The organism is Sphingobacterium yanglingense (assembly GCF_004363245.1).
GTDB classification, from domain to species: Bacteria; Bacteroidota; Bacteroidia; order Sphingobacteriales; family Sphingobacteriaceae; genus Sphingobacterium; species Sphingobacterium yanglingense.
Map to the genome: position 1 here is coordinate 18,527 of NZ_SNYV01000005.1, position 14,202 is coordinate 32,728.

Below are 14,202 nucleotides of genomic sequence, written 5' to 3' on the forward strand. Positions count from 1 at the left end.
AAGATGAAAATATATAAAAACATGTGGATGTTCCTTAGTCTATTTGGACTATTGAACTGTACCCAATCTGATTTTCTGGATGTCAAACCCAACTCGGGAATATTAGTGCCTCATACGTTGGACGATGTACAAAAGTTGCTTAATAATAATATTATGCAGACTATTTCTAGTGGCTTGGCCACCGTGTCGGCTGATGAATACGTGATTGATGAAGCCAACTGGAAAGCAGCACCTGCAATCGAACGGAATGCCTCGGTGTGGAACTCGGATATCTATGAAGGAGAAGGGAAAATATTAGACTGGAATGTACCGTATCAAGTTGTCTTTTACGTCAATAATGCGTTAACAAAGCTGTCCGAGATGGATAAGAAAACGCAATCTACAAAGCAATATAAAGAACTGAAAGGTTGGTCACTGTTTAAACGGGCCTATGCTAACTATGAACTTACTCGTTTGTTCTGTAAAATCTACGATGAACGAACTGCCAGTGCCGATTTAGGTATTCCGATCCGTACGACCGCGGATATTGATGTTGTCGTACAACGATCTAGTGTAGAAGATACCTATGCGCATATATTGGCCGACATACAGGAGGCAATTCCTCTATTGTCTACAGAGCGGACAGCAAATCTGCTAAAACCAAATCGTACAGCAGCCTATAGCTTATTGGCGAGGATCTATTTGGATATGGGTAAATATACGGAGGCAGAAAACTACGCGGATTCTGCGCTCAATCTTTATAATGTATTGTTGGATTATAATACTTTGAATCTAACAACAAATACGCCTTTCTCACCCAACAACGTAGAGATTATTTATAGTACAATGACAGTTGGTCGCTATCAACTTACTATAACAGGTTTTTTTCCGCAGTTATATAAAATTGATCCGAAACTTATTGATTTATATGCAGAGGAAGACCTACGTTCAAAAATATATTTTATGACCCAATCTGGGGTGGTGGTCATGAAGAGAGCTTACAATGGCTTAGGGTCATTTGGATTTACGGGGCTTGCCACAGATGAGTTGTATTTAATTAAGGCAGAGTGTTTGGCAAGGAAATCTAAAGATGAAGAAGCGTTGGGATGGATGCATAGTCTTTTACAAAAGAGATATGCCACAGGTAAAGTGCCCACGCTAGAATTTCTTCGCAATAAAAGTGCTGTTCTGGAATTGATCTTAGAAGAAAGGAGAAAGGAATTGGTCTGGCGTTCTATACGTTGGTCGGATATCAAACGTCTCAATCGGGATGGAAAACAGATTACTTTAAAGCGGGAAATAGGCGATAAAATACATACACTTTTGCCCGATGATCCAAAGTATATTTTCCCCATTCCTGATGATGAAATAGCATTCAGTGGTTTAATTCAAAATAGAAGATAAGGTATGAAGCATTTACATATAATTCTGATAACACTAGGTTTGTTATCAAAGGTTAATGTTAGTTTGGCACAAAATAGTACATATGCTGTAGTTTATGACTTTCATGTGCATTGTCCAGAAGAGCTGCAGGAGGGCAAGGTTCAGATAGAGGTATTTAAGGATGGGATAAACTCATTTTTCGCAAAGAATATTGAGTATATAGAGGTTGATATTATCGATAGCATTACTCGTGTGCATGTCCCTATTCCTGAGCGTATTAATTATGTAAGATTAGGGGCTTTTTTCGGACGATTGGAGGGGGCTTATAGCCTTATTAACCTACATGTGGGTAACAACTTATTCCTTGTAGAAGATAAAGACACGATAGAAGTGCATTTGTACCCAAAAAAGATTAGTCCTGTAATTTTTAAAGGCCAACAGGCCGCTAAATATACGTTACAGTATGATCTTGCGAGACGAATCATGATTAATGATCGAGTATTTAACCAGTATAGAACGAGTAGTGGGCATCGTAAATTTAAAGAATCCTTTGCCGTGCTACAGCACTGGGTAGACTCGGCCTTTATACAGATTTCTAAACGTTTGGATACAGCTGGCCTAACTACTGAAATAAAAGAGTTATTAACATGTGATTACACGGCTTTTTTATATGATACGAAGAGGAATCTTATGCAGGGGATAGTAGAATCTTTTCCATACGATGTCGAAGCCCAGCAAAAGGTTTTAAAGGAAATATCCATCCGTCGATACCCCGTAAAAGATTTTAGTACAGCCTTAGTTGCAAAATCAAAGGGGTGGGTGGACATGCTATTGAAAAAGGAATGGTTAAAGTTTGCTTTGGAAAGACACCCAGAACGCGTGGAAATTGTAAAAGATAATGATTACGGTTTTGCTAACTATCTAGCAGAACGGTATACAGGAGTTATTCGCGATAAACTGTTCTACCTTGCCTTGGTACGTGAACGGGATAGGTTGGGCTTGCGAGCGGTGGCGCCGTCAATTTTAAAAGGCAGTCTTTATGCTGATGCTTTTAAGAACCTAGCTAAGCGATTGGAAGGCTCCGAAATTTTTGATGCAGAAATGCAAGATAAAGAGGGGGGGATCCATCGATTTGCAGATTACAAAGGGAAGGTATTGGTTATCGATATGTGGTATACAGGTTGCTTACCTTGTTTATATTTAGCGAAGGAACTCAAAATTATTCAGGAAGAGATGAAGGAGAGGGATGATGTGGTGTTTATATCATTGAGCTTCGATAAGTATAAAGACGTATGGCTGAAAACACTACAGTCGGGAGAGTATACGCATGAAAAAGGTGTTAACCTATGGATGGGAGAGAAGGGGATGAAAAGTCCCATTTTGGAACATTATAACATACAGGGAGTGCCTCAGTTGATGGTCGTAAACAAAGATGGAATTCTTGTTTCACATAACCCATCAAGACCACTAAGTACCGATCCTCAAACAAGGATTGACTTTAAAAAGCTTGTCGAATCTTTTAGATAGTCCGCGGTTTGTGTACAATAAAAGCCGTCTAGCGAGTTTAAATGCTAGACGGCTTTCAGGAATGTAGTTGTTATCTTCTAGTTTGCGTACAGTGCTAAACTAGAGCTCGGATGTGGTGCCAGCCAACCTTGGGATACATAGTTGTCTATTTCAGTTTGGCTATAGCTGTCTTTTGCGGGAATTTCAGTCATACCTTCTTCCGTTGGTATATAGACACAATGCCTTGGATTTGTAGTATTACAATATAATCCCGTATTAACCGATGTTCTAGGTTGGAAATCAGTCCCTTTATTTACCAAATAATCTGGTGCTGTGACCACTTTTTCGGTTTTATTTTCACCTGGATCCGCTTTTTTTTCCGAAGCATTTACTGCAAAATATCCTACACCCAATACGAGCATCAATCCCATGATGCCTTTTAGCCAATAATTTTTTAAATTTTCCATGTTTTTAGTTTTAATGTTGGTTACTCTACTTTTTAACTCCCAGAGTACCATAGGGAGCTACTTGCTATCATGAGCAGTCTCTACGTTGTACGGTGCCAGAGCTGTCTACAATGATCGTCCAAAATACCTTTTGGCCGGTACGCCCTTTCCCCAAGTTGGCCTAGAACCCAAGTTCCGATCAGCATGTGCTGATGTATAAATGCATAAAGCAAAAATAGCCGCACAGCAGGTCCCGATGCTAGGCCAGACCGAACAGCCCATAGGTCGAAGCGAATATTCGTAAATCGCTGTAGTCATAAAAAATCACCTTCCTCTTGTTCATCCCTATAGTCCGTAGTGCGATAGGGATAGCCCTTTGGAAAGCAATCGTAGAGATGTAGGTAAGCGAGTACGATGGGACAGATTTTCTTTCGGTTGTACAGCGCTACGATGGACTGAAAATCTAAAAGATCCAGCTTTTTGGTGGCATAGGGTGTGATAATCGCTTTGAGCTCTTCCAGTATCTCGCGCTGTTGCCGTTCTTTTTGCGCTACCGGGAGTAGGGCGTAGGTCAGGTCATGGTAGGCTTCCTGCAGATCGGCTATGTGCAACAGTTCGATATCGTAGTATTCCAGTTGGTAACCCATATTTTTAAGGATAGCGATCAGCAGCTCGTAGGCATGTAGATCATCCATGAATTCGAATAATGGGCACAGGAGGATCAATGCGCGTAAGGTATATGTATCGCTATCTATCTCATGCCGGTCGTATGCTACAGCCAATAGCTGTTCGGCTATGGCCTGCTCTGGAATATAATAGCGCTCGTCCTGCTCTGCGTGGTAGAGATTGGCCCCGTTGGTAATATCGCCAAGGAGTTCGCTCACGCAGAAGAGCAATTCCATATTGTCGTTGTACATAGGCGGAAAGGTGCCGTAAAAATAATTTTCAAACGTAAATGGAGAGTCCTCCTCTTCTTCTTCGTTCTCCAACTGGCTTGCATGGCAAGCATAGTAGCTATTTGGATGGGGTTTGTTAAAATCCTCATAGAGCGATAGACGCTCGTCCATCATATCGTGGTGATATCGGCTATCTTTCCAGCCTTCGGGTGTGATTTTTTCAAAGAGGCCGTCCAGTCGATCGTAAACTTGACTCAGGATGTTAAAAATTAGATGGTTGGGGAGCCGTTTGGGCATCATTGGTCTATTCATGGTAGATTTATTTTTTTGTTTTTAATCTGTGCTTTGAACTGTTGGCTGCTAAGACCAGTATGCGTACGGATAAAACGCCCCATCTCGCTGAGGCCACTGAAGCCAACCTGAATGGCTGTGGCAATGAGTTTATCATTTTCTGGTAAGCTACTGCGGATCAGATCCAATAGCAGCTCATTGCGGTATTGCTGCAGCGAATAGCCATATTGGTGCCGATGGAGCCGCCGTAGCTGTACCACACCTATGTGCAGTACCTGCGCGATGTCTTTGAGTTGGGCCTGCGCGCCCTGCTGTATGATCAGTAGTTCGAGAAGCTGGCGGGCCTGGTACACCAAGGTGTGCTCATCATTCTGCCGCTCGGCGTGGTCCAGAAATTTGAACCGTGACAGATTGATCAAAAATATCAGATGGCGGAGCAGGATATGTTCATTGTCGAGGGTATAGGGGTTGATTTTTTTGAAAAGCAGCTTTAGGTATCGTGTGGTCAGTTCGCCGGCGCGGAACCGTTTACTCTGTAGGGCATGTGGTGCTTGGTCTTTTTTCGCTTTTAATAAGCTATCGAGAAAGGTAAAAGATTTATTGGCCGGAGGGCGGAACAAGCCGGCATCGAGGATAAAACCGATCAGGATATGATGCCCCGGTGGAATCCTCAGATTATAGGTGCCTTGAGATAGGTAATAATAGGCACCCTCGCCGGATTGGGTATGCAGATTGGTTTGCAACGATTGCGCTACGACATGGATCTCCCCATCGGAGAGCAGCGTGTAGAGTAGGTGCAGGTCGCCTTTGTTGATCTGCACTGGGATATCGGTAGAACGGTCTAGCCAGTATTCGTAATAGTATAGGTAAGCGTAGCGCCCATCAAAACATTGTTCAAAGATGCAGCCTTCAGCTACTGTCCAGTATTGACAGTCGGCATGGCGGATCAGGTGGCTCGCGGTGTAGGGCGGGTTTGGGATACCGTCGGTCCCTGGCCCAAGTAGTAGCTCATAGGTTTTTTCCATACTGGGAGATATTGGTTTTGGTCGATATTACCAATCATTGCTTCAAAAAATCAAATCAAAGTGTACATCGTACTTATTTAGGCGCAAGTCGTACACTACTGAGCGTAAGTCGTGCATGAGGCATTATTCGTAGCGCATATCGTACCGCTGGATACGATGTGCGCTTTTTTTCTTGATTTTCTTGCTGTTCCTTCAGTTTTGTAGCCATTGGATCCAATCGGAGTTATTATCGCCGATCTCAGGGCAGGTACATTCCTGGGCGAGGCTTATGGTTCAACAAAATATACGATGAAAATGAACAAGGATCATGTATTGTACTGGGAACAGCAGCTGAAAGCAGGCAACGGTGTGTTGCGCTGGAAGGAGCTACTTCCGTTTCTGGAAGAGGTATTGCCTAAGCGACGCTGCCCCATAAAAACTATTTAATTTGACCAAAAAGCAGCCTTTTACTAACTAGGAGTAGGGCAGGTAGGAGCCTGCCCCTCTATTATACCACATATCTTATGGAATGGAATACAACATGGGAATTTGCCCTTTTTTCGGCAAACCTACACCGCTATTTACCGGAAATACCTTGGACCGAACATCCTCAGCTTTATCAGCAGTATACCGAGTATCATCAACCCCGCTTGTCGTATGACCGTTCGGCTTGGGAGACTACTGTGCTAGCCCCGTATACGACTACTGCTCCACGGATACTATGTCTGTACCACTTGGGGTACCATGCGCAGCTACCACGTGTACTGGCCGACAAGGGGTTATGCTTTGATGTGCTAATGGACAGAAAGGTATTCGAAGAGCAACGGGACCTTCTGGATCATCTGCGCGATGACATGAATAGCAACGAAAATACCTACCGCTTTCTATTCAGTGATAACCCGGCTGTACTCTTGCAGGTACGTACCACGCTCCAACAAGGTCGGCATCTGGTTGTATTTGCCGATGGCAACAGTGGCACCGATACGGCTATGGCAAATAGACAGGAGGTCGATTTTTTAAACAGTCGCTTAGCGGTGCGTAAGGGAATAGCGCTCATCAGTCACCTGATGATGACACCGGTCATACCGATATCCCATCGGGTGCAAGGGCAAAAGATACAGTTAGTCCTTGGTGAGGCCATATTCCCGGCAAATACCCCTAGAAAAGAATATATAGCGGTCTGTATGCAGGCGCTATATGGATTTTTGAGTAGAGAGCTCGCGGTACAACCCTGGCTTTGGGAGTGCTGGTCTTACCTGCATGAGCTGAATGCATTTGAGCCTGAGGCCGATGAAAGGGCAGATAGGGATATTGTAAAGCCGGAAGATGCCTTGCTCCCCATCAGCATAGCTGGTCAAATGGGGTATTTTGATCGATTAAGGTATCTTTTCTGTTACGAGATGAGAACTCAAAGGAAATAATTTTATAAATTAGGATTTGTCATCTACACGTTATGAAGTTACCAATTACCGTATTAACCATTGCTACGTCCTTATTTGTGGTCATATTTGTCATTCTTAGTTTGTTAAATCTATATTATGCTGATGTACATATACCTTTCGTACAGGTATTTGGATTGACAGTCCTTTATTTTCTTTTCTTTGGTCTACTGTCCCTGGTATTCTGGCAGTTTATGCAAGAGTATAGGCGCGCAAAAGTAGTAGCACTGTTGCTTTTTCTAATCTTAACCTTTACCGTAGTGCCTACCGTGGATGGTTTGGTGTATGTCGTCTTTCCTTGGCTCGGTGTACAGTTTTACGACGAATCAATGCCGCGTAATGACACAGATTTTCACTATGATATATGGCGCGGATATATATTTATCAATGCGGTAGCGCTGGCTTTTGTATTTTTGCTCCAATTTTTGGAAAGACGTAGCGCAGCGCGTAAAGCGGATGTGGAGCTGTCGGATTATCGGCAGCAGATATCGGGTATTGCGCATACTTCACATTTTCTGCGGACGGTATTTGCAGGGAGTTTTGGACGGATGCTTGCTGAGGAATCGCCAAAGAACAAGCAGACGAAGCGGGATGTTATTCAATTTTTGGGGTATCTGGTGCGATTTGACCGTCCCTATGCACAGGTGACTTGGGAGGAAGAAGTCGACCAACTCGAATGCTTTGTACGGCTGTTGCGCACACATCATGGCGCGCAGGCTGTCGTGCTGAAAATCGATCAGGATGGGAATGACTTCCCTCTGCTACCCTGGGGAATACTGTTATTTCCCCTAGAAAATTGCCTTAGGCACGCCTTGATCTCGCCCGACTATCCCATACACTATGATCTGACAATTAGGTCTGGTATGGCAGTTATCACTTGCCATAATTATTGGAGTCCCAAGGAAAAGGATCATGATGGTGGGGCAGGTTATCGCCTCTTGGAGTCCAAAGTATTGGATACACCGTATAGGTTGGTTTGCGAAGGGATACGCAAGATGGATACATATGAATTAACGATACACCTAACGTGGAAACACGATGAATAAATTAAATTACCGTGTACTTTTCATAGAGGATAATCCGAACACCATAAGTTATATCCTGGACATGATGGAGGATCTCGATTTTATTGCGAAATCACCCGTGGTGCTGTCTAGCCCTGAAGAAGGATTTAACTACCTAGGTCAAGAGGAAGTTGATATCCTTTTTCTGGATATGGACTTTGGCAGGGAAGATATCAATGGGTTAAAGTTATTTGGCATGTTGAGTAATCCACCTGTTACAGTGGCCTGTACGGCATATACCAGCTACGCCTTTGATCGACATGAAGTAGGTATCGATGAGTACATATCGAAGCTGATCGGTTTTAAAGCTTTCGAACGGGTGATGCGCAAAGTAGTAGGTATGGTAGACGCCAAAGAAGAAAGGGAACGTCGGGAAATAGATAAACTTCTGCTGTTGGATGTGATGGGCATTGAAGTCGAATTGCTGGTTAAGGACATCTATTTTGCCCGCGTAGATGATAAAATAGTTACGGTAATGACCGAAGGCGATAGCCACAGTTTTAAAATGTCGCTCATTAAGTTTAAGAATTTATTGCCTGTTGAAGATTTCAGCAAGCCGCATGGAAGCTATCTGGTTTCGCTGTCAAAAGTGTCGGGGGTAAACCGTAAGCAGGTTTATTTTAAAGAGCCGTCTATCCGGGAAATTATCACGATAAGTCAAGAGTTTAATGCCAGTTTTAAACATGCACTGAAGTTGTTTCAACAGCGGGAAAAAACGACTAAATAAGAAAAATAGGGTAAAGGCTGCCCACATTTTTATCGTATCAATTGCCAAAATGATATGGTGAAACAAATGACGAAAATACTCGTCGTCCTAAAGTCTATTTACAGACTGCTGGAGTCGATGTGTAAAGTCGCGGAAACCGATACGCTACCTGTAGCGATCGATGTAAATCAATTGATGACCCGAATGGCGGTCATTGCTAAGTTGGGGATATCCGAGCGGACCTACAACCGCTGGGTAAAGAATGGAATCCTAGCACCAATAAAAATGGGAAATAAGCATTTTTATCGGGAGGAGGATTTGAAGGATGCGGTTCGCCGCAGTATCAATAAGGGTCTTATATGACCCTTTTTTTTAGGGTTATTGTGGAGATATTCTAGGGGCTTTGCCCGTACTTCCTTCGCTTATCTGTTGCCTGTTCTTTGCCTTTTCTTTGGTTATCCGTTGCCTTTTGCTTGCCTTTTCGTTGGTTGTTCGTTGGCTAAATAGCAAAGGATCCCCGCGTTGGTAGTTTTGGTGTTGCTTCCAAAACACCTTTCAAAGGCTATTGCAGACCCATTCTGTGATTTTCTGTTGGCGCCGAACGACGTCATTGTCGGCCAAATAGCGCCAAATGACGCCATTTGACCGTGAAAAATGCCGTTGCGCAATACTTTCGTGTCATGATATCGATATCCGTGGCTGCCTGCAGCGCCACAGTTAAAATTTAAAAAATTAATATCATGGCAAGATTTTTAAAAGGAATCACAGGAGCCTACACGGGAAAGGTAGGCAATGTAGTCGGAAGTTCGTGGCGCGGTATAGATTATATCCGCTCGCTTCCAAAGAAAAGTTCAAAACCGGCATCGGAAGATCAAATGGCACAACGTACTCGGTTTGCAATGGCGACCAATTTTCTTAAGTCCATCAAGGATATCCTGAAAATTGGATTCTCAGACAGTAAACAACGTGGAAAGATGGGGTATAATGTAGCCTTTCAGCATTTGATCACGAATGCGATCACGGGTACTTATCCAGCCTTGAGCATCGATTATTCTTCGGTACAGATTGCCAGTGGCAGTTTAGCGGCTCTAATGGGACTGCAGACCGAGGAGTCAGCCCCGCAGGTGCTCACGCTTAGTTGGCAGCCTGATGTAAATCGCTTCAATGCTTTTGCAGATGATCAGGTGATCGTGTTGCTGTACAATGTAGATGAAAATTTCTTCTCTGCTTATGAGGGCGTGAGCCGAGTCGACAGTAGTTTGGACATCTCGCTGCCAGTCAGTTATACCGGAAAGACAATGGTAGGTTGGACATTTGCAATCCATCGGGATGGTAAGGTGACATCCACTAGCCAGTTTATCGGTGAGTTTGTCATCTCCTAACGGTTGAAGGCTAGAGCGTAACGAAGTGACATAGTGACGAAGTGAAAAGTTTTGCTCGTCACTGGTCACTCGTTACTACATAACTTATAAATATGCAAACAACAATCAATCCCTCATGGCTGGCCCAGGGCTGGCGGCAGGAACTTTCACTCAAGGAAAAGCTATTCTTTGGCTTACTGTTTATCATCATCGGTTGGCTATTAGTCTCAGCCGTATTACAACTGTTCGATCCAGCTATCGGTGTGCTGGATTTCGGTATCCTCACCGTCGCGATATTTGGACTGCTGATCGGCTGGCTAGCCGTGTACATCAGTATTTGGCTGCAAGAACTCTTGTGGCATCCGTTTAAATACTTCAGACAACAATTCAATAATCATTTTAATCAATTAACATCATGGCAACAATGTATTCTTTATTTTTCGGTCTTCTTTTTACTGTTATATGCAGTGTTAAAGGGGATGGAAGTGGTGTTTTAAATATGTTCAAAACATCACTTGAAAACGGTTTTTATTCCCTTTATCAAGGGAGGGATTTTCATTTTTTCCTTGATGAAAAAACGAAACAAAAAAATCAAGGCTTGGTTGCTCATCCTAAATTTAATTTGTGTCCTCTAAAAATCAAAACCGGAACGAAGTGGAGCTCAGCGAAGCTAAACTCCCCCGACTTATCGGGGTCAAACAGTTTGATTTTCTTAACGAGATCACCATTTAAATTCTTAACGGTTTCGCAACCTAGGCCGTTTTATTCGGTTATTGCTAGCACTCCCTTACAATCTGATTTAATGTCGCCTGTGAAACCGAGCTTGCGAGCTCACCGAAGGTATATTCTGACAATACCAATGGGAGGCACTGCCGTACGGTCAGAATGTTCGAGCGACAAGGCTTGGACACTTGGCCGATACCAAGTGTCACGCCCGTCTGGCATGGAGGACAGAATCAATATCATTAAGATTGCTTCAAAAGAACTAGGAACCCACGAAGCTACTGGTAACAACGATGGTTTGCGGGTCGAACAATACCTTCGCTATACAAACCTCGGTAAAGGCTATGAATGGTGTTCGGCATTTGTCTCCTGGTGCTACGGTCAAGCCGGATTCGCTGTTCCACGTAACCCATGGTCTCCAGCCTTATTCCCCAAAGCGCGGCAGATAGACAAAGTCAAAGCAATGCAAGCAGATGTATTCGGGATTTATGGTATAAAAGCCAAACGCATCAACCATGTGGGACTGGTTAAGGAAAAACAAGGTCAATATCTCGTGACAATCGAAGGCAACAGCAACGATAGGGTAGAGTCCAGGCGACGGCATTTACGTACAATTTATACAATAGCGGATTGGGTAAATTAATGGTTAGTTATTAATTGTTAATGATTAATGGTGGATTCGCGAATTTGCAAATGCGTCTACCCTAAAAATACATCACCATGCTTCACCTTGTAACTCTGTCTCTTCGTAACCCTGTAACCTTTATACACCATGAAAAATAGCACAATCATCATTCTCATCACTCTTGTCCCGATTTTCGAGATCCTGACCTTGTACAGCTGCGGTACCTCCAAAGGACGATTCAGGCAGGAGAAATCTTATGAACAACTGGCGAATACCAGTGAAATCAGCAGGCAGCAACAGTATTTGATCAAAGACGCTAACCATCGTTATTGGTCTATCTTTACTGATTCTATTTTTTATTTTCATCCCGATAGTGGTTTGTGGGCTCGTGGAGGTTATATGGCTTTTGAAGATAAGATAGTCGCTGATCGGTATTACCAAGAAAGCGCTAATCATAGGGATAGCCTATTCCGTATCATAGCGCAGAGTGAAATCGAAAAAATGAAATGGTGGAAATCCCACTCCATGTGGGGCGTGTATATGGGCGTGATAATAATCTTCGGCATAGGAATTACAATCTTCACAAGAAAGCTACGGTAATGAAAACAGGGTGATCATTAAGTCTCGGAGAGAGGTTTGTGTTTATGAGATTCTGCTTTTCGTATGCTGAAAGGTGTTTGTTTCTTTGTGGTTAAATTATTTTACCTAATGGTGATGGTTTACAATAATGTCAATTAGATATTAGATTTATGGGGAAAAGATTTGTTTTTAATCGAGTTACAGGTTTGTTTAACATATTTATGTGTTTTTAATAAAAAAAACTAGCAATAAAATGTTAAACATGTAAAAAACAATAGCAAATATATGTTATATGTAGATTTTCCTCCACAACCTCATAAAGGTTTTGATGTTATTTTGTCAATACAAGCTAATATGAAGTGTCTAGATACAAGTCATCTGTCTAATTGTATATAGATACTCTATACAACCTTTTAAAGAACGAATTAAAAACAAATGAAATTATGAAACGTAAATACCTCGTTTTATCATTGGCACTTACCCTATTAGGAGGAGTTGCCGTTGCTCAACAGAAATTATCTGATTTTACGGATAGTGGTGGCATGGTCGTTAATCCAGATGCTATTCTAGATTTGGCCAGTAAGAATAAAGGACTATTACATACGCGAGTCGAGTTGAATAGGACCAGTGCCGCCAGCCCATTGAGCAAACATGTGGCGGGTATGATGGTGTATAATACGGCGACTATTAATGACGTGGTTCAGGGAATTTACTATAATGATGGTACTAAATGGGTGCTTGTTTCTTCTGGAAAGGCCACCAATATTAGCTATAATCCGACAAATTATATGCTTTCTTTTATTGATGATGCTGGCAATCCTGTTAGCATCGATTTTAAAGCAGTAGTAAAATCGAATGAAACCGTAACAACATTGGTCAACAATGGCGACGGTACAATTACTTACACGAATGAGAAAGGGGTTCCTGTCACTATAAATCTGGCGGCAGGTCCGAAAGGAGACAAAGGGGATACGGGCTTTAAATCGGAGTCGCAACCAGGCCAGACAGGCGCTCCGGGTACCCCGGGTGAGGCCGGCGGTCCAGGTGCGGGTGTTACGGTGGTACATAATGATTCGGGAGTTTGGATATATGACCCTACGACGAATAGCTGGACCAATATCTTAGGTCCCAAAGGAGATAAGGGAGATAAAGGAGATGCTGGCGTAGTGGGCGTTCAGGGCATGCCGGGTACTTCTGGTACACCGGGTACACCGGGTTCGGGCACGCCTGGGGCACCGGGCGAAGGTATTACGGTTGTACATAATGATTCGGGAGTTTGGGTATACGACCCTACGACGAATAACTGGACGAATATCCTAGGTCCCAAAGGAGATAAGGGAGATAAAGGGGATGCGGGTGTAGTAGGCGTTCAGGGCATGCCGGGTACTTCTGGTACACCGGGTACACCGGGTTCGGGCACGCCTGGTGCCCCTGGCGAAGGTATTACGGTTGTACATAATGATTCGGGAGTTTGGGTATACGACCCTACGACGAATAACTGGACGAATATCCTAGGTCCCAAAGGAGATAAGGGAGATAAAGGAGATGCTGGCGTCGTGGGCGTTCAGGGCATGCCGGGTACTTCTGGTACACCGGGTACACCGGGTTCGGGCACGCCTGGGGCACCTGGCGAAGGTATTACGGTTGTACATAATGATTCGGGAGTGTGGGTATACGACCCTACGACGAATAGCTGGACCAATATCCTAGGTCCAAAAGGAGATAAAGGAGATAAAGGAGATGCGGGCGTCGTGGGCGTTCAGGGCATGCCGGGTACTTCTGGTACACCGGGCACACCGGGTTCGGGCACGCCTGGGGCACCTGGCGAAGGTATTACGGTTGTACATAATGATTCGGGAGTGTGGGTATACGACCCTACGACGAATAGCTGGACGAATATCCTAGGTCCCAAAGGAGATAAGGGAGATAAAGGAGATGCTGGCGTCGTGGGCGTTCAGGGCATGCCGGGTACTTCTGGTACACCGGGCACACCGGGTTCGGGCACGCCTGGTGCCCCTGGCGAAGGTATTACGGTTGTACATAATGATTCGGGAGTTTGGGTATACGACCCTACGACGAATAACTGGACGAATATCCTAGGTCCCAAAGGAGATAAGGGAGATAAAGGAGATGCTGGCGTAGTGGGCGTTCAGGGCATGCCGGGTACTTCTGGTACACCGGGCACACCGGGTTCGGGCAC

The 14,202-nt window shown here is 43.8% G+C and carries 15 protein-coding genes and 1 pseudogene; 12 read left to right on the plus strand and 4 right to left on the minus strand.

The features are described from left to right. The first annotated feature begins 3 nt into the window (after nt 1–3). Together CLV99_RS02185 and CLV99_RS02190 are read left to right on the plus strand one after the other, a co-directional pair. Nucleotides 4–1,383, plus strand: coding sequence for a RagB/SusD family nutrient uptake outer membrane protein (locus CLV99_RS02185; protein WP_133582853.1), 1,380 nt, complete (start codon nt 4–6; stop codon nt 1,381–1,383). A gap of 3 nt (nt 1,384–1,386) precedes the next feature. After that, nucleotides 1,387–2,889 carry a TlpA family protein disulfide reductase gene (locus CLV99_RS02190; protein WP_133582854.1) on the plus strand — a complete coding sequence of 501 codons (1,503 nt, stop codon included), beginning with the start codon at nt 1,387–1,389 and terminating at the stop codon, nt 2,887–2,889. Nucleotides 2,890–2,966: 77 nt separating this feature from the next. Here the strand turns inward: CLV99_RS02190 and CLV99_RS02195 are convergent, their stop codons facing one another. From CLV99_RS02195 to CLV99_RS23445, 4 genes are all read right to left on the minus strand, one after another. After that, nucleotides 2,967–3,335 (minus strand): hypothetical protein, encoded by a 369-nt coding sequence (locus tag CLV99_RS02195; protein ID WP_133582855.1) that lies wholly within the window; start codon nt 3,333–3,335, stop codon nt 2,967–2,969. Nucleotides 3,336–3,628: 293 nt separating this feature from the next. Further along, nucleotides 3,629–4,522 carry a hypothetical protein gene (locus CLV99_RS02200; RefSeq protein ID WP_133582856.1) on the minus strand — a complete coding sequence of 298 codons (894 nt, stop codon included), beginning with the start codon at nt 4,520–4,522 and terminating at the stop codon, nt 3,629–3,631. Further along, the gene (locus CLV99_RS02205) at nt 4,519–5,526 is read right to left on the minus strand and encodes a helix-turn-helix domain-containing protein (protein WP_133582857.1); all 1,008 of its coding nucleotides are present in this window, start codon (nt 5,524–5,526) and stop codon (nt 4,519–4,521) included. Before CLV99_RS02205 ends, CLV99_RS02200 begins: the two co-directional genes overlap by 4 nt. 73 nt (nt 5,527–5,599) lie before the next feature. Then, nucleotides 5,600–5,734, minus strand: a complete 135-nt coding sequence (locus CLV99_RS23445; RefSeq protein ID WP_262708265.1) for a hypothetical protein — start codon at nt 5,732–5,734, stop codon at nt 5,600–5,602. Here CLV99_RS23445 and CLV99_RS02210 point away from each other — a divergent pair. From CLV99_RS02210 to CLV99_RS02255, 10 genes and pseudogenes are all read left to right on the plus strand, one after another. Then, nucleotides 5,734–5,952, plus strand: coding sequence for a hypothetical protein (locus CLV99_RS02210; RefSeq protein ID WP_133582858.1), 219 nt, complete (start codon nt 5,734–5,736; stop codon nt 5,950–5,952). The genes CLV99_RS23445 and CLV99_RS02210 overlap by 1 nt on opposite strands. 77 nt (nt 5,953–6,029) lie before the next feature. Then, complete coding sequence (locus CLV99_RS02215; protein ID WP_133582859.1) at nt 6,030–6,926, plus strand: lysophospholipid acyltransferase family protein; 897 nt, start codon at nt 6,030–6,032, stop codon at nt 6,924–6,926. Nucleotides 6,927–6,958: 32 nt separating this feature from the next. After that, nucleotides 6,959–7,990: a hypothetical protein gene (locus CLV99_RS02220; RefSeq protein WP_133582860.1), complete on the plus strand. Its 1,032-nt coding sequence runs from the start codon at nt 6,959–6,961 to the stop codon at nt 7,988–7,990. Next, nucleotides 7,983–8,735: a LytR/AlgR family response regulator transcription factor gene (locus tag CLV99_RS02225; protein ID WP_133582861.1), complete on the plus strand. Its 753-nt coding sequence runs from the start codon at nt 7,983–7,985 to the stop codon at nt 8,733–8,735. Before CLV99_RS02220 ends, CLV99_RS02225 begins: the two co-directional genes overlap by 8 nt. A 66-nt stretch (nt 8,736–8,801) precedes the next feature. Further along, the gene (locus CLV99_RS02230; RefSeq protein WP_211348386.1) at nt 8,802–9,077 is read left to right on the plus strand and encodes a helix-turn-helix domain-containing protein; all 276 of its coding nucleotides are present in this window, start codon (nt 8,802–8,804) and stop codon (nt 9,075–9,077) included. A gap of 377 nt (nt 9,078–9,454) precedes the next feature. Further along, nucleotides 9,455–10,096, plus strand: coding sequence for a DUF6266 family protein (locus CLV99_RS02235; RefSeq protein WP_133582863.1), 642 nt, complete (start codon nt 9,455–9,457; stop codon nt 10,094–10,096). A gap of 92 nt (nt 10,097–10,188) precedes the next feature. Beyond that, the gene (locus tag CLV99_RS02240; protein WP_133582864.1) at nt 10,189–10,572 is read left to right on the plus strand and encodes a hypothetical protein; all 384 of its coding nucleotides are present in this window, start codon (nt 10,189–10,191) and stop codon (nt 10,570–10,572) included. A gap of 362 nt (nt 10,573–10,934) precedes the next feature. Beyond that, on the plus strand, nt 10,935–11,441 hold the full coding sequence (locus CLV99_RS02245) for a C40 family peptidase (RefSeq protein ID WP_246032682.1): 507 nt from the start codon (nt 10,935–10,937) through the stop codon (nt 11,439–11,441). A 129-nt stretch (nt 11,442–11,570) separates the two neighbouring features. Beyond that, complete coding sequence (locus CLV99_RS02250; protein WP_133582865.1) at nt 11,571–12,023, plus strand: hypothetical protein; 453 nt, start codon at nt 11,571–11,573, stop codon at nt 12,021–12,023. A 422-nt stretch (nt 12,024–12,445) separates the two neighbouring features. Then, nucleotides 12,446–14,202 (plus strand): annotated as a pseudogene (locus tag CLV99_RS02255) (hypothetical protein); the annotation flags it as partial.